This is a genomic window from Siccirubricoccus sp. G192, assembly GCF_019084075.1.
Taxonomy (GTDB): Bacteria; Pseudomonadota; Alphaproteobacteria; order Acetobacterales; family Acetobacteraceae; genus G192.
Genome location: NZ_JAHREN010000001.1, coordinates 1,587,131 through 1,602,626, shown reverse-complemented (window position 1 = coordinate 1,602,626; position 15,496 = coordinate 1,587,131). Strand labels below are relative to the sequence as shown.

General features: G+C 73.4%; 13 protein-coding genes and 1 pseudogene. 7 read left to right on the top strand and 7 right to left on the bottom strand.

What is annotated here, in order from left to right; genetic code table 11:
• Positions 1 to 128: 128 nt before the first annotated feature.
• From KSF81_RS29255 to KSF81_RS07590, 3 genes and pseudogenes are all read right to left on the bottom strand, one after another.
• A pseudogene (locus KSF81_RS29255) lies at positions 129 to 2,681 on the bottom strand (MMPL family transporter); the annotation flags it as partial.
• Positions 2,682 to 2,764: 83 nt separating this feature from the next.
• Positions 2,765 to 4,330 (bottom strand): CopD family protein, encoded by a 1,566-nt coding sequence (locus KSF81_RS07595; protein WP_217378465.1) that lies wholly within the window; start codon positions 4,328 to 4,330, stop codon positions 2,765 to 2,767.
• Between the two features lie 280 nt (positions 4,331 to 4,610).
• Positions 4,611 to 5,006, bottom strand: a complete 396-nt coding sequence (locus tag KSF81_RS07590) for a copper resistance CopC family protein (protein WP_254453930.1) — start codon at positions 5,004 to 5,006, stop codon at positions 4,611 to 4,613.
• A gap of 157 nt (positions 5,007 to 5,163) precedes the next feature.
• Here KSF81_RS07590 and KSF81_RS31320 point away from each other — a divergent pair, with 157 nt between their 5' ends.
• The 3 genes from KSF81_RS31320 to hpnH are packed head-to-tail and all read left to right on the top strand — an operon-like array spanning position 5,164 to position 7,306.
• A complete protein-coding gene (locus KSF81_RS31320; protein WP_309139501.1) occupies positions 5,164 to 5,670 on the top strand; it encodes a hypothetical protein in 507 nt (168 codons plus the stop codon).
• Positions 5,576 to 6,130, top strand: coding sequence for a hypothetical protein (locus KSF81_RS31315; protein ID WP_309139709.1), 555 nt, complete (start codon positions 5,576 to 5,578; stop codon positions 6,128 to 6,130). The genes KSF81_RS31320 and KSF81_RS31315 overlap by 95 nt, the downstream gene beginning before the upstream one ends.
• 12 nt (positions 6,131 to 6,142) lie before the next feature.
• Positions 6,143 to 7,306: an adenosyl-hopene transferase HpnH gene (hpnH, locus tag KSF81_RS07580; protein ID WP_217378463.1), complete on the top strand. Its 1,164-nt coding sequence runs from the start codon at positions 6,143 to 6,145 to the stop codon at positions 7,304 to 7,306.
• 6 nt (positions 7,307 to 7,312) lie between these two features.
• On the opposite strand, the gene KSF81_RS07575 is transcribed toward hpnH, so the two are convergent.
• The 4 genes from KSF81_RS07575 to hpnA form a co-directional block, all read right to left on the bottom strand.
• Entirely contained in the window at positions 7,313 to 7,954 is a 642-nt protein-coding gene (locus KSF81_RS07575; protein ID WP_217378462.1) for a nucleoside phosphorylase, read from the bottom strand.
• Between the two features lie 5 nt (positions 7,955 to 7,959).
• Positions 7,960 to 10,026 carry a squalene--hopene cyclase gene (shc, locus tag KSF81_RS07570; protein ID WP_217378461.1) on the bottom strand — a complete coding sequence of 689 codons (2,067 nt, stop codon included), beginning with the start codon at positions 10,024 to 10,026 and terminating at the stop codon, positions 7,960 to 7,962.
• 134 nt (positions 10,027 to 10,160) lie between these two features.
• Entirely contained in the window at positions 10,161 to 11,357 is a 1,197-nt protein-coding gene (locus KSF81_RS07565) for a glycosyltransferase (protein ID WP_217378460.1), read from the bottom strand.
• Positions 11,354 to 12,346: a hopanoid-associated sugar epimerase gene (gene hpnA / locus KSF81_RS07560; protein WP_217378459.1), complete on the bottom strand. Its 993-nt coding sequence runs from the start codon at positions 12,344 to 12,346 to the stop codon at positions 11,354 to 11,356. The genes KSF81_RS07565 and hpnA overlap by 4 nt, the downstream gene beginning before the upstream one ends.
• 127 nt (positions 12,347 to 12,473) lie before the next feature.
• On the opposite strand from hpnA, the gene KSF81_RS07555 reads away from it, so the two are divergent.
• The 4 genes from KSF81_RS07555 to dnaQ all read left to right on the top strand — a co-directional run bounded on the left by KSF81_RS07555 (position 12,474) and on the right by dnaQ (position 15,435).
• Positions 12,474 to 13,091, top strand: a complete 618-nt coding sequence (locus KSF81_RS07555) for an ABC transporter substrate-binding protein (protein WP_217378458.1) — start codon at positions 12,474 to 12,476, stop codon at positions 13,089 to 13,091.
• Between the two features lie 180 nt (positions 13,092 to 13,271).
• Entirely contained in the window at positions 13,272 to 14,132 is an 861-nt protein-coding gene (locus KSF81_RS07550) for a shikimate dehydrogenase (RefSeq protein ID WP_217381603.1), read from the top strand.
• A complete protein-coding gene (gene coaE, locus KSF81_RS07545; RefSeq protein WP_217378457.1) occupies positions 14,129 to 14,740 on the top strand; it encodes a dephospho-CoA kinase in 612 nt (203 codons plus the stop codon). Before KSF81_RS07550 ends, coaE begins: the two co-directional genes overlap by 4 nt.
• Entirely contained in the window at positions 14,737 to 15,435 is a 699-nt protein-coding gene (gene dnaQ, locus KSF81_RS07540) for a DNA polymerase III subunit epsilon (RefSeq protein ID WP_217378456.1), read from the top strand. Before coaE ends, dnaQ begins: the two co-directional genes overlap by 4 nt.
• Positions 15,436 to 15,496 lie beyond the last annotated feature (61 nt).

Sequence of the window (15,496 nt, the reverse complement as noted above, 5' to 3'; positions counted from 1 at the left end):
CGGCGCCGCCTGCCCTTCAGGCGGGCCGCCGCGGCTCGGCCAGCAGGTGCAGCAGCGACGGCAGGGTGAGCATGACGGTGGCCAGCGCGTAGAGCAGGCTCATGGTCAGCAGCACCCCCCATGCTGGCGGTGCCGGGATGCGAGGAGAGCGCCAGCGTCCCGAAGGCGGTGCCATTGGTCAGCGCGCTGTAGAGCACCGCCCGCGTCAGCGCCGAGGGCAGCAGCGCCCGCTCGCCGTTCCGCCAGGCCGCGACATAGTAGATGTCGAAGGCCACGCCCTGGGCGAAAAGCAGCGGCAGGGCGATGATATTGGCCAGGTTGAGCGGCAGGCCGAACAGCGCGCAGGTGGCGAGGGTCAGCAGCCCGGCCAGCCCCAGCGGCGCCAGCGCCAGCAGCGCCAGCCGCCAGGAGCGCAGCGCCGCCAGCAGCAGCAGCACCGTCAGCACCGTGGCGATGCCGCCGGCGCGCAGGAAGGCGTCCTGGATGGTAGCCGAACTGGCCTGGACCGAGATGGCGGTGCCGGTGGCATCAGGGGCCACCGCCTGCACCGCCTGGGCGAAGCGGGCCAGCGCCTCCGGCCGGTCCGAAAGATCGGCGGGCTGCACCTCCACCCGCGCCCGGCCATCCCTGGTGACCCAGTCGCGGCGGAGGCTTTCCGGCAGGTCCTCCAGGGTGACGGGGGCGGCCTGCAGGGCCTGGCGCAGCGCCGCCAGCGTATGGCCGAGGCCGGGCAGCAGCGCCGCCGCCAGCCGCTCCCGCGCCTCGGCCGGGCCCTTGGCGAGTGGCCGCAGCACCGCCGCCAGCCGCGCCGCCGCCGGGGCCAGGGCCTCGCGTTCCGTGGGCGCCGCCGCGCCGGAGGGCGCTTCGGCCATGGCCCGGGCGGCCGTCTCCAGCACCGCCGCGGCTTGGCGGAGCGCCGCCGCAGCCGCCGCGTCATCGGGCGGCGGCGCCGGGACCGGCGGCTCCAGCGTCGGGCCGAGCAGGTCGGCGGCGTCGCGGATCAGGGCGAGTTTCGCCGCCTGGTCCTCCGGCACGAAGCTCGCCAGGGTGAGCGTGCCCGCCACTTCCGGCAGCGCCGCCAGCCGCGCCGCCAGCGCCTCGGCCGCGGCCAGGTCCGGGGCCAGGCTTTGCAGGGTATTGGGGGTAGTTTCCGGCCGGCGCATCAGGTCGCGGAAGGTGGAAACCGCCTCGGTATCGGGGTTGCGGAGGTTCAGCGGGTTGCTGTCGAAGCGCAGCAGCGGCAGGCAGGCGGCCGCGGCCAGCGCCACCAGCCCGACCACCACCAGCACGCCGCGCGCGTGGCGCGTCAGGAAGCGGTCGAGCGGGGCCAGCGACGCATAGCCCACCGGCTCCCGCTCCGGCCCCGGCCGGGTATAGAGCAGCCAGGCCGGCAGGGTTGTGAGGCTGATCGCCACCGCGATCAGCATCCCGCCCGAAGCGATCAGCCCAAGCTCCGAGACGCCCCGGTAATCCGTCGGCAGGAAGGCCAGGAAACCGGCGCAGAGCGCCAGCGCCGCCAGCGCGATGCCCTCCCCCGCCTGGCCGGCGGCGGCGATCAGCGCGGGGCCGAGGGCCTGTCCCGCCAGCCGGAACCGCTGCTCGCGGAAACACACCGCGTACTGGATGCCGAAATCGACGCCGAGGCCGATGAACAGCACGGCGAAGGCGATGGAGAGCGGATTGAACGGCCCCACCACCAGCAGCCCGAAGGCCGCCGTCACCACCAGCCCGAGCACCAGGGTGCCAAGCATGGGCAGGATCAGCCGCCCCGAGCGCAACCCCATCCAGAGCAGCAGCGCCACCGAGAGCAGCGACAGGATGTTCTCGGTGATGGCGCCGCCGAAGACGGTGGAGAATTCCTCATCCCCCATCACCAGCTCGCCGGTGAGGCGCACCGTGACGCCATGTTCCGGCGTGAGGCTGAGCCGTGCCGCCGCCGCCCGCACCGCCGCGGTGGCCTCGGCGCCGGGGGCGAGGGCGCTGAAATCCAGCACCGGCCGGACCAGCAGGAAGCGCCTCGGCGCCAGCGGGTCCGGCGCGCGGCCGGTGAAGAGCGCCGACCAGTCGAGCGGCGCCACCCTTCCGGCCATTGCCGCCTCGGCCGCCCTGGTCAGGGCCTGCAGCGGCGGGATCAGCAAGGCGGGGTCGGCCTCGCCCCGCCGCATCCCCTCGGCCAGCAATTCCAGGGTCCGGGCGACGCCGCGCAGGCTGGGATCGGCGGCGAGGGTGCCCAGCATGGGCTGCGCCTCGATGATCCGCTCGGTGGCGGCGCGGACCTCCGGCAGGGTCAGGAAGAGCAGGGCGTTGCGGCGGAAATAAGGATCGGCATCGGGGCGGGTGACGCTGCGGAATAGGCTTGGCTGCGCCAGCAGCGCCGCTTCCAGCGCCGCGGCCGCGCGATCCGCGAGGTCGGGGGTCGCCGCATCCACCACCACGGCGACGGGATCGACGCGCTGCGGGAAGGCGGCGTCCATCGCCCGCTCGGCCTGCCGCCAGGGCAGGTCCTGCGGGAAGAGGTGGATGACGTCGGTATCCATGGCGAAGCGGGTCGCCACCACCCAGAGGCTCAGCAGCCCAAGCAGGGCCGAGAGCAGCAGCGTCAGGCGCGGCCGGCGAAGGCTGGCGGCGACCGTGGCGGCGGAAAGCCGGCCGAAGCGCCCGATCTGCGGCTCGGGTTTCACGGCAGCACCGCCTGCGGCTCGGGCTTCACGGCAGCACCGCCTGCGGCTCGGGCTTCACGGCAGCACCGCCTGCGGCTCAGGCTTCACGATAGAGGATCAGCAGCAGGCCGATCAGCACCAGGCAGGCAGGCCAGATCCAGCGGGCCAGCCGCGCCAGCGCCGGGGGGGCCGCGCAATCCGGTCCAGCGGGCGCAGCCGCCCACCACCGCCAGCACCGCCAATGGCAGGTGCGACAGCTCGACCAGCAGCGCCTCCTTCACATTCGAGATGGCATGGGTATGCGCAAGCAGCAGCACGCCGCCGGCCAGCATCGCCACCGGGAAGACGAAGCGGAACCGCCCCCCGATGCGGCCAAGGCGCACCCCCCATTCCGCCAGGGCGAAGCCCGTCACCAGCAGCGCCGCCAGCTTGTGCTGCACCACCTCCGGGTCGCGCAGGCTGTCCAGCAGGCCGATCTCGCCCAGCGGCCAGGCCTCCGGGTCGGAGCGCAGCAGGATGAAGCCGGCGAGACCGAGGAAGACCAGCGGCCAGTGCCGCGCCAGGGGCACCCGGCCGGTGGCGTCAAGCAGCGCGGCCAGGCCCACCAGCAGCACCATGATCCCGGCCCAGTGGTGGTTGTACTCGCTCCAGGCGATGTCCTGGGCATTGCGCGGCGGCAGCAGCCCCTCGCCCGGGGTGAAGGCATCAGGCCGTTGCTGCGCCTCGCGCTGCTGCCATTCGGCATCGAGCTTCGCCTGCAGCGCCGGGATCGCCAGATCGGCATGGCCGGGGCTGGAGAGGCGCGGCCAGGCCGGGGTGAAGCGTTCGGTGATCTCGGCCCAGGTGACGCGGTCCTCCGGCAGGTCGGCGGCCGGCGGCACCGAGGTGAGGGAGGCGGCCAGCGCCAGCACGGCCAGGCCCGCCGCCATCTCGCATTCCACGAAGCGCCGTACCCGCGCCAAGCCGTCCGGCACGGCGCGCAGCCGGTGCAGCAGCAGCCAATTGCCCAGGCCGAGCAGCAGCAGCAGGCCGAGCAGCAGCGTCTTGGTGCCCGCCATGGCGCCATAGGCGGTGCCGTAGAGCGCCTCCAGCCCGCCGATATAGCCCAGCCAGAAACCCAGGCTGCCCAGCAGGATCAGCCCCACGCCGAGCGCCGCGAAGCGGGAATAGCGCCGCCCCACCAGGCCGGCCGTCCCCGGCGAGAGCCGCAGCGCCCCCAGCAGCGCCGGCAGCCCGCCGAGCCAGAGCGCCGCCCCCGCCTGGTGCAGGGCGGTCGCGGCCAGCAGCATGGCGCGGCTCTCGGTGCGGGCCACCGCATGGCTGCCGGCGCTCGTCGCGGCCAGCAGGGCCAGCGCGCCGAGCAGCAGCGCCAGCCGGCGCCCCAGCCCCGGCGCGCCGCGCGGCAGGGCGAGGGCCAGCAGCCCCAGCATCGCCAGCACCGTCACCGCCGAGACCAGGACGAAATCGGCGCCGAGCAGCGTGCTGGCCGGCGCCTCCAGCGTCGCTGCCAGCGCCACCAGGCCGAGCCCGTCGCGGCCGAGTCGCGCCGCCAGCGCCGCCAGCGCCGCCACCACCACCACCCGCCGGCTGATCGCCGAGAGCGCGGCGGCCTCCCGGCCCGGCAGCCGCCCCGACGCACCGCAGCCCGTCAGGCCGCGGCCCGGCGGCACCGGCTGGGCCAGGCTTGCCGCGCCGAGGGGGGATGGGGCGGCCCTGCACCAGCGGCGGCAGCAGCGCGGCCCAGAACACCACCCCGCCCAGCAGCACGGTGCGGGCGGCGAGTTCGGCGGCGTGCAGCAGCACGCTGACGAAGCCATAGAGGTCGAGAAGCTGCTCCACGCGGCGGGCCTAGAGCAGAATCGCCCGGGTTGGAACCGCCCGGCGCTCCCAGGGCGTGGAATTGGCAGGCCGGACCATGGCCGGCACCGCTTCGCCGGAACAGGCCATACGCTAGCGCGGCTCGATGGTGAAGGGGATGTCGCCGCGGGTGATATGGCCATCCACCGCCAGCACCTGCCAGCGCAGCCGCCAGGCGCCGGCCGGGGTGGTGGCGGGGGTGGGTATCGCCGCTTCCAGCAGCGCGGGCGCGGTGGCGGGGGCGAGGTCCAGCACCACCTGCTCCCCATCCGGGCCGATCAGCGCCAGCCGGCTGCGGGCCTGGTCGATGCGGCTGTTGAAGCGCACCGAAACCTGCGCCGGCAGCGCCGCCAGCGCCGCGCCGGCGGCGGGGTCCGAGGCCACCACCACGGCATGCGCCGCAGCCTGGCGGAGGCCGGCCAGCGCGCCGACGGCGCCAAGCAGGGCGCGGCGGCCGATTCGGGCCAGGGGGGAGGGCAAGGGCGGCATCAGGGGCAAGGGGCGGATTCCCGGGGCGGTGGGGTGCAGCGACGGCCGGCCCACCACTCCTTGATTGCAACGGAGCGCCAAGGTGCCGCAAAACTGGTGGCGCGCAAGATGCCCCTCGGGGCAATCGCCTGCGCCGGCATCGACGGGGGGCGTGCGGATGCGGATCATTCTGGCGCAGCCAAGGGGCTTCTGCGCCGGCGTCGTGCGGGCGGTCGAGATCGTGGAGCGGGCGCTGGAACGATACGGCGCCCCGGTCCATGTCCGCCACGAGATCGTCCACAACCGCCGCGTGGTGGAGGACCTGGAACGCCGGGGCGCCCGTTTCGTCGAGGAGCTGGACCAGGTGCCGGCCGGGGCGTTGACCGTCTTCAGCGCCCATGGCGTGCCGCGATCCGTGGAGGCGGCGGCGGCGGCGCGCGGCCTGCCGGTGCTCGATGCCACCTGCCCGCTGGTCTCCAAGGTGCATGCGGAGGGGCGGCGCTATGCCATGCTCGGCCGCGCCGTGGTGCTGATCGGCCATGCCGGCCACCCGGAGGTGGTGGGCACCCTGGGGCAGATCCCGGGGGGAGGTGCATGTCGTCGCCAGCGCGGCGGAGGTGGAGCGGCTCCCCATTCCACCCGGACAGCCGGTGGCCTATGTCACCCAGACGACACTTTCGGTTGATGACACGCGGGCGGTGATCGAGGCGCTGCACCACCGCTTCGCCGATCTGGTCGGGCCGGATACGCGGGACATCTGCTATGCCACGCAGAACCGCCAGGCCGCGGTGCGCGAGCTGGCGCGGCGGGTGGAGGTGCTGCTGGTGGTCGGTGCCGCCAATAGTTCCAATCCCAACCGGCTCCGGGAGATCGGTGCGGAGGCCGGCATCCCGTGCTACCTGATCCCGGACGCCAAGGCGCTCCGGCCGGAATGGCTGGCGGGGGTTGGCGTCCTCGGGATCACGGCCGGGGCCTCGGCGCCGGAGTGCCTGGTGCAGGAAGTCATCGCGGCGCTGGCCTTGCCGGGCCCGGTGGAAGTAACCACCCTGCCAGGGCTGGTCGAAGAGGTTGAGTTCAAACTGCCGGCGGCGCTCGCCGATCCGCCGGCGGCGCTGGCGGAACCACGGGCCAGCGCGGCGAGGTAAGGAAATTACAGGATGGGCATTCCGCTGCGCCAGCAGATCAAGGTCGGCGCCTATATCGTGAAACAGCATCTGGCCGGGCGGAAGCGCTACCCGCTGGTGCTGATGCTGGAGCCGTTGTTCCGCTGCAACCTGGCCTGCGCCGGCTGCGGCAAGATCGACTATCCCGATGCCATCCTGAACAAGCGCCTCAGCGTGCAGGAATGCCTGGACGCGGTGGACGAGACCGGCGTGCCGGTGGTGGCGATCGCCGGCGGCGAGCCGCTGCTGCACAAGGAGATGCCCGAGATCGTCGAGCGCATCCTGGCGCGCGGCAAGATCGTGATCCTCTGCACCAATGCGCTGCTGCTGGAGAAGAAGATCGATGCCTACAAGCCGCATCCGCGCTTCACCTGGGACATCCACCTGGATGGCGACAAGGAACAGCACGACTGGGCGGTGAGCCAGCAGGGCGTCTACGACCGCGCCGTGGCGGCGCTGAAGCTGGCCAAGGCCAAGGGTTTCCGCACCGCCATCAATGCCACGCTCTTCAACAATGCCGAGCCGGAGCGCATGGCGCGCTTCTTCGACGATGTCACCGCCATGGGCGTGGACGCCATCATGGTCTCGCCCGGCTATGCCTATGAACGCGCGCCGGACCAGCAGCATTTCCTGAACCGCCGCAAGACCAAGGAACTGTTCCGCGGCATCTTCGCCCGGGGCAAGGGCAAGCGGTGGAAGATGGGGAATTCGCCGCTCTTCCTCGATTTCCTCGCCGGCAACCAGCAATACCACTGCACGCCCTGGGGCAACCCGACCCGCAACATCTTCGGCTGGCAGCGCCCCTGCTACCTGCTGGGCGAGGGCTATGCGAAGACTTTCGCCGAGCTGATGGACACCACCGACTGGGACAAGTACGGCACCGGCAATTACGAGAAATGCGCCGACTGCATGGTGCATAGCGGCTTCGAGGCGACGGCGGTGGTGGATGCGGTGAAGCGCCCCTGGAAGGCGGTGGCGGCGCAGTTGCGCGGCCCGCGCACCGAGGGCGAGATGGCCCCCGAGATCGACCTCTCGAACCAGCGCAAGGCCGACTACGTCTTCTCCCGCCATGTCGAGCAGACCATGGCGGGCATGGCGCATGAGCCGAAGCGCGGCGCCAAGCATGGCGGCACGGTGCCGCCGGTGGCGGCGGAGTAGCGGCAGCTACCCCGGCAGCGGCATCCCCGGCGCTGCCTGCCGCAGCGCCGCCAGCGCCACCCGGCTCCGCTTCGCCACCTGGAGCAGCGGCCGCAACTCCCCCGGCCGCCGCAGCAGCGCCAGCGCCACCCGCCCCGGCGCCGGCCTGCCCTGCGGCGTCAGCCCCACCGCGGCGGCCTGCGGCAGCACCTCCGCCGCCGTATCGGCCACCGCGCGCAGCACCGCGAAGGGCAGCCCGCGGGAGGCCGCGAAGCCCGCCGCCGCGGCACTCTCCAGATCCACCACCAGCCCGTCCGTCATCAGGCGGAGCGCGCGTTTCGCCGCCGGCTGCCCCACCACCGCCTCGGCCCCCGCCACCACGCCGAGCCTGGCGCCGCTGGCCGCCGCCAGGGCCGAGGCCCAGACCGCATCGGCTGCCCAGGCGCCGCCCTTGCCGCGCACCCGCGTCGCCACCACCAGCGCGCCGCAGCCAAGCTCCGGGTCCAGCCCGCCGGCGATGCCGAAGCTCAGCACGGCGGTGACATCCCCTTCCGCCGCCGTCAGCAGGGCACGCAGCCGCGCCGGGTCGCCGCCGCTGACCAACACCCGGAAGCCAGGCGGCAGCAGCGCCGCCTCGGCCCGCATGCCGGTGACGGCGAGGACCGCCATGCCGGCTAGAGCCCGAACCCCACGCGCCGCGAATTGCCGCGCCGCAGGTTGCGCAGCCGTGCCAGCGCCCAGAGCGGAAAGATCGCGGCATAGCCGTGGTAGCGAAGGTAGAAGACGCGGGGGAAGCCGGTGCCGGTGAAATCCCGCTCCAGCCAGCCGCCATCCTCCGCCTGGTGCCGCAGCAGCCATTGCGCGCCGCGTTCCACCGCCGGGTCCTCGGCTGCACCCGCCGCCATCAGCGCCAGCAGCGCCCAGGCGGTCTGGCTGGCGGTGCTGGCCCCCTCCCGCAGGTCGGCATCGGGCCGGGTGCCGCCGCGGCGGGGATAGGTGGCACCATCCTCGCCCCAGCCGCCATCCGGGTTCTGCACGGATTTCAGCCAGGCCACGGCGCGCTGCATGGCCGGGTGGCCGGGCGGCAGGCCGGCGGCATGCAGCGCGGTCAGCGCCGACCAGGTGCCATAGACGTAATTGATGCCCCAGCGCCCGTACCAGGCGCCATTCGCCTCCTGCTCGCGCAGCAGGTAGTCCACCGCGGCCGCCACCGCCGGATGGTCCGGCCCATGGCCGAGCTGCGCCAGCATCGCCAGGCAGCGGCCGGAGACATCGGCCGAGGGCGGGTCGAGCAGCGCGCCGTGATCGGCGAAGGGGATGTTGTTCAGGTAGTGATAGGCATTGTCGGCATCGAAGGCGCCCCAGCCGCCGCCGCGCGACTGCATGCCCACCACCCAGTCCTGCGCCCGGGCGATGGCGGCGTCATAGGCGGCGGTGCCATCCTGCCTGCGGGCACGGTCCAGCGCCAGCACCACCACCGCGGTGTCGTCCACATCCGGGTAATGCGGATTGGCGTATTGGAAGGCCCAGCCGCCGGGGGCCAAGCCGGGCCGGGCATCGGCCCAGTCGCCCACCAGATCCGTCACCTGATGCGGCAGCAGCCAGTCGAGGCCGCGCCGCGCCGCCGCCTCGGCCGGGATGCCGCCGGCTTCCAGCAGGGCGTGGCTGGCCAGGGCGGTGTCCCAGATCGGCGAGAGGCAGGGCTGCACATAGGTCTCGTGCTTGCCATCCAGCACCAGCTTCTCCACCGCGCTCCAGGCCGTGACCAGGCGCGGGTCGCCGGGCGGCACGCCGAGGCAGTGGTACATCAGGATGGCATTGGCCATGGCGGGATAGATGGCGCCGAGCCCGTCCTCGCCATTCAGCCGCTCGGTGACGAAGCGCTCGGCGCGGGCCTCGGCGCGGGCGCGCATCAGCTTCGGGAACAGCCCCTGCGTGCGTTGCAGCACGGCATCCAGGGCGCCGAAGAGCGTCCGCCAGGGCTCCCGCGCATGGGCGCCGCCGGGCCAGCGCCGCACCCGCTCCGGCGGTATCAGGAACAGCTCGGCGATGGAGACGCCGACCGGCGCCACCGGCCGCGGCCGGCGCGCCATCACCACGGTCAGCGGCACCAGCACGGTGCGCGCCCAATAGGCCATCTTCGAGAGGTGGAAGGGGGACCAGCGCGGCAGCAGCAGGATCTCCGGCGGCATCACCGGCACCGCGTGCCAGGGCACCTGCCCGAACAGGGCCAGGGTCGCGCGGGTGAAGACATTGCTGCGCTCGGCGCCGCCGGCCGCCAGGATCGCCTGCCGCGCCCGGACCATGTGCGGGGCCTCGGCGGCATCGCCGATCAGCCGCAGCGCGAAATAGGCCTTCACGCTGGCCGAGACGTCGAGCGCGCCGCCATGGAACAGCGGCCAGCCGCCCGTCCCGGCCTCCGCCTGCAGCCGGCGCAGGTAGCGGCCGATGCCGGCCTCCCGTGCCGGGTCGCGCTGGCCGAAGAAGCGGCGGAGCATGACGTATTCGGCGGGGATGGTGGCATCCGCCTCCAGTTCGAAGACCCAGTGGCCATCGGGGCGCTGGCGCGACAGCAGATGCGCGGCGCCGCGCCCGATGGCGGCCTCCAGCGCTGGCGCGGCCGCGGTCCTCCCATGCTCCGGATCGGGGGAAAAGGTCTCGGCGGCGAGATCCTGCGTCGTCGACAAGGCGATAAGGTCCTCCTTGAGCCTGGACGGAGGTGCCCCGGACAAGGCCCGCATGTCCTGCCGGGAAACGCGATCGGGGCAACCGGCCGGCATGCCAGCCTGCCGGAATCCGGAATCGGGCACAGACCCATTCCGAATACGGCGTCTTTTCGCGCTTGCGAAGGGACTGGTGAGGGTGTGGCGGCGGTTTAATCCGCCCCTGTGGTCCGATCCGGCTCCAGACCGGTCGGTGCGGGTCCGGTCCGGGCGGGTCCGGGCGCGGCCTCGCCCTTCCACATCCCGCCGCGGCCGCGCCATTCGGCCCAGGCGGAATCGAGGGTGAAGACCATATAGGCCGCGGCGATCCCCGGCAGGGCCAAGCCACGCAAGGGCGACAGGCCGAAGCGCCGCAGCATGGGCGCATAGGCCAGCGCCATCGCCGCCCAGGCCGCGGTGCCGAGCGCCCGCGCCGTGCCTGCCCCGAACAGCGCCAGTAGCGGCGGCGCCAGGAAGACCAGCGCCAGCGCGGCCAGCATCCCCACCAGCGCCGGCACCCGCCGCCCGAGCTGGGCATAGGCGGTGCGCGCCACCATCCGGCGGATCTCGCCGATCCCCGCATAGGGGCGGAGCGAATGCACCCGGTCGGTCAGGCCGGTCCAGATCGATCCCTGCGCCTTCATCCGCCGCGCCAGGGCGCAATCATCGATGATCGCGTCGCGGATCGGCCCCAGGCCGCCAGCCCGCCGGAAGGCCGCATGGTCCAGCAGCACGCAGCCGCCGGCCGCCGCGGCGGTGCGGGCGGCGGGATCGTTAGACCAGCGGAAGGGATAGAGCATCTGGAAGAAGAAGACGAAGGCCGGGATCAGCCAGCGCTCGGCCGGGCTTTCGCAGCGCAGCCGGGCCATGAGCGAGACCAGCACCCGCTGCTCCGCCACCGCGCGCCGCACCAGCAGGCGCAGCGACTCCGGGGCGTGGCGGATATCGGCATCGGTGAGGAGCAGGTGCTCCGGCGCCTCCTCCGTGGCGAGGGAGTCCAGCCCCTGCTGCAGCGCCCAGAGCTTGCCGGTCCAGCCCGCCGGCCGGGCGCCGCCGGTGAGGACCGTGAGGCGTGGATCGCCGCCGCCCGCCGCCCGCGCCAGCGCCCCGGTGCCATCCGTGGAGCGGTCATCCACCACCACCAACCGGAAGCGGCCGGGATAGTCCTGCTCCAGCAGGCTCCGCACCGTCTCGGCGATGGTCGCCGCCTCGTCCCGCGCCGGCACCAGGGCCACCGCTGAGGGCCAGCGCGGCGGGTCCGGCAGCGTGGCGGCCCCGCGGTCATCATCCCGCGCCAGCCAGAAGAAGCCGCGGCCCAGCAGCAGCACTGCCCAGGCGAGCGCGGCGGCGAGGCCCAGCAACAGGCTCATGCCAGCCGCCCATGGTCGCGGAACCAGGCGATGGCCTCCGCCACCCCCTCCTGCCAGGGCCGCGCCTGGTGGCCGAGCACCTGCGCCGCCTTGCCGGAGGCGAAATACATGTGCTGCCCGGCCATCCGCAGCCCATCGAGCGTCAGCATCGGCTCCCGGCCCGAGAGCCGCGCCCAGCCCTCCGCCACCAGCGCCGCCGGCCAGAGCGGCGCGCGCGGCAGCCGCACCGGCGCCCGCCGCCCGAAGAGCCCGGCGACATGGCCGAGCAGCTCGCCGAGCGGCACGTCCTGCCCGCCCAGGATATGCCGCTCCCCCACCGCGCCACGGGTCAGCGCCACGACGCAGCCGGCGGCCACATCCTCCACATGCACCAGGTTCAGCCCGGTATCGACATAGGCTGGCATCCTGCCCCGCGCCGCCTCCAGGATGATGCGGCCGGTGGGGGTGGGGCGGCGGTCGCGCGGGCCGATGGGGGTGGAGGGATTGACGATCACTGCCGGCAGCCCGGAATCGGCGACCAGCCGTTCCACCGCCCGCTCGGCCAGGGTCTTGCTGCGCTTGTAGGGGCCGATCGCGGCCTCCGGCGTGGCGGCATCCGCCTCGGTGGCCGGGGTGCCATCGGCGCGGGGCTTGAGCGTGGCGACGGAGGAGACATGCACCACCCGGCGGCAGCCCGCGGCCAGGGCGGCGCGCATCACCGCCTCGGTCCCCGCCAGGTTCACCGCCAGCATCCGGGCGGGGTCGGGCACGAAGATGCGGTAGTCGGCGGCGCAGTGGATGACGGCATCGCAGCCCCGCACGGCCTCGGCGATCGAGGCGGGATCGGTGAGGTCGCCGGGGATGAACTGCACCGGCACGCCCTCCAATACCTCGCGCGGCGTGCCGGCACGGGTCAGGGCGCGCACTTCATGCCCGGCAGCCACCAGGGCACGGGCGATGGCGGAGCCGAGGAAACCGGTGGCGCCGGTCAGCATCACACGCTCGGCCATCTGTCTCCCCCGAATCTCCACGGCGGGTTCTGGCCGGAACCTGCCGGTAAATCCAGGGGGGCAAATCCAGACGGGTTGATCGGCGGCGGCATCGCCGGGCCTGCGGCCGCGTGGTAAGGGGCTCAGCATGACGCCGCACCCCCGCCGCGCGCTGCTCGCCGCCCTGGCTGCCACCACGGCCGCCCTGGCCCTCCCCCGCACCGTCCGCGCCCAGGCCCGGCCGGCGGCGGTGGTGGAGGGGTTCCATGCCACCCTGCTGGAGATCATGCGCAATGCCCGCGCGCTCGGCATCCAGGGGCGGGAGAGGCGGCTCCGGCCGGTGATGGAGGCCGCCTTCAACCTGCCCGCCATGACCCGCATCGCGGTCGGCCCGCCCTGGAGCGGCTTTTCCCAGGCAGAGCAGGCGGCGCTGGTCCGCGCCTTCTCCGACTGGTCCATCGCCACCTATGCCAGCCGCTTCGACGGCTATGGTGGCGAGCGGTTCGAGACGCTGGGCGAGACCACCCTCGGCAATGGCGACCGGCTGGTGCGCACGCAATTGCTGCGCCCCAACGACGCGCCGGTGCAGTTGAACTACCTGCTGCGCAATGGCGAGGGCGGGTGGCGCATCGTCGATATCTACCTGACCGGCACCATCAGCGAACTCGCCAGCCGCCGCGCCGAATTCACCAGCCTGCTGCGCGAGGGCGGCCCGGCACGGCTGCTGGCGGAGTTGCGGCGGCGCACCGAAACGCTGCTGCGCTAGGCCAAAGGACCAGGCCAGGGCGCCGTCGGGCACGAAGCCCGGGCCGGGCGAAGGATCGCGTGTCACGCCGGAGGTGCACCAGGGGCCGATGCCATCGGCCGCCGGTGCCAAGCCCGCCTGCCCTTCGGACCTCTGCCCATTGACCGGCGCGGCGCGACACGGCTTGTTTCCGCCATGCCGATTCTCACTGGTCACGCGCGCATCGCCGGCGTCCTGGGCTGGCCCGTCGCCCATTCCCGCTCGCCGCGGCTGCATGGGCTGTGGCTGCAACGGCATGGCATCGACGGCGCCTACCTGCCCTTGCCGGTGCGGCCGGAGCGTTTCGCGGCGGCCGTGCGGGCGCTGGCCGATCTCGGCTTCCAGGGCACCAATGTGACGATCCCGCACAAGGAGGCCGCCTTTGCGGTGTGCGATGAGGTGGCGGAAAGCGCCCGCCGCGCCGGGGCGGTGAATACGCTGGTCTTCCGGGACGGGCGCATCCTCGGCTCCAATACCGACGGCTTCGGCTTCCTGGAGAATGTGCGGGAGGCGGCGCCGGGCTGGCAGCCGGCGGCGGGACCGGCGGTGCTGCTCGGCGCCGGCGGCTCGGCCCGCGCCATCGCCGCCGCCCTGCTGGAGGCCGGCTGCCCGCGACTCATCCTGGTGAACCGCACGCCGGCGCGGGCCGAGGCGCTGGCCCGGGCGCTCGGCGGCCCGGTCGAGGTGGCGGCGCAGCCGCCGCTGCGGGATGCCGCGCTGCTGGTGAACACCACCTCGCTCGGCATGGCAGGGCAGCCGCCGCTGGAGATCGACTTGGCGCCGCTGCCACCGGCGTCGGTGGTGGCGGATATCGTCTATGTGCCGCTGGAGACGCCGCTGCTGGGTCAGGCGCGGGCGCGCGGCCTGCGCGCCGTGGAGGGGCTCGGCATGCTGCTGCACCAGGCGCGGCCGGGTTTCGAGGCCTGGTTCGGCGTGGCGCCACGGGTGGATGCGGCGCTGCGGGAATCGTTGCCGCCGACATTCCCCGGCGCTGAGGATGCGGCGATGAAGATGTGGCCATGAAGATCCTGGGCCTCACCGGCGGCATCGGCATGGGCAAGTCCACCGCGGCCAATACCTTCCGCCGGCTGCATGTGCCGGTCTTCGATGCCGATGCGGCGGTGCATGCGCTGCAGGACCGCGGCGGCCGCGCCGTGGCGCCGATCGGCGCCGCCTTCCCCGGCACGCTGCGGGAGGTCCGGGGAAAGAAGATGGTGGACCGGGAGGCGCTGCGCCGCGCCGTGCTCGGCGCCGAGGCCGCGCCCGGAGCGCTCACTCGGCTGGAACGCATCGTGCATCCGCTGGTGCGCGACGCCGAGCGCCGCTTCCTGGCCGCCGCGCGCCGCCGGGCGGAGGCGCTGGTAGTGCTCGACATCCCGCTGCTCTTCGAAACCAAGGGCGCGGGCCGCTGCGACCAGGTGGTGGTGGTGACCGCCCCCGCCGCGGTGCAGCGCCAGCGCGTGCTGCGGCGGCGCGGCATGACGGAGGAGCGGCTGCGCGCCATCCTCGCCCGCCAGATGCCGGATGCCGAGAAGCGCCGGCGCGCCGATTTCATCGTCCATACCGGCCTGTCGCGCCATTTTGCGCAGCGCGCGATCCGGGCCATCGTCAGGAGGTTGCGGCCGGCATGACCAGGCAGCTCGTGCTCGATACCGAAACCACCGGCCTCGATCCGCTGACCGGCGACCGGGTGATCGAGATCGCGGCGATCGAGATCTTCAACCTGATGCCGACCGGCCGGGCCTACCACACCCTGCTGGACCCCGAGCGCGACGTGCCGGAGGAGAGCACGCGCATCCACGGCTTCACCGCCGAGATGCTGCGCGGCAAGCCGAAATTCGCCGAGGCCGTGGAGGAATTCCTGGCCTTCCTGGGCGATGCACCGATCATCGCGCATAACGCGCCCTTCGATTTCGGCTTCCTGGATGCGGAACTGCGACGGGCCGGCCGCCAGCCGCTCGACCGCGCCCGGATGGTGGACAGCCTGGCCCTGGCGAAGCGGCGCTTCCCGGGCATGCCGAACAGCCTGGATTCGCTCTGCCGCAGGCTCGGCGTCGATAATTCGATGCGCACCAGCCACAATGCGCTGCTCGACGTGAAGCTGCTGGCGCAGGTCTATCTGGAGCTGATGGGCGGCAAGCAGCCGGTCTTCCAGCTTGCCGCCGGCTCGGCCTTGCCGGCGGCCGGCCTGGGCGGCCCGGCGCGGGAGCGGGTGGCGCGGCCGATCGAGCCCAGCGAGGCGGAGCTGGCGGCGCATGCCGAATTCCTGAAGAAGCTGAAGGATCCGCTCTGGTTGCAGCCGCCCTTTGCGACGGGCGAGGGCTGAACCGGCCCGCGCGGGCATTTGCCCTGGACCGCGCCGCATGCCTTACTGACATTTCAGCCCA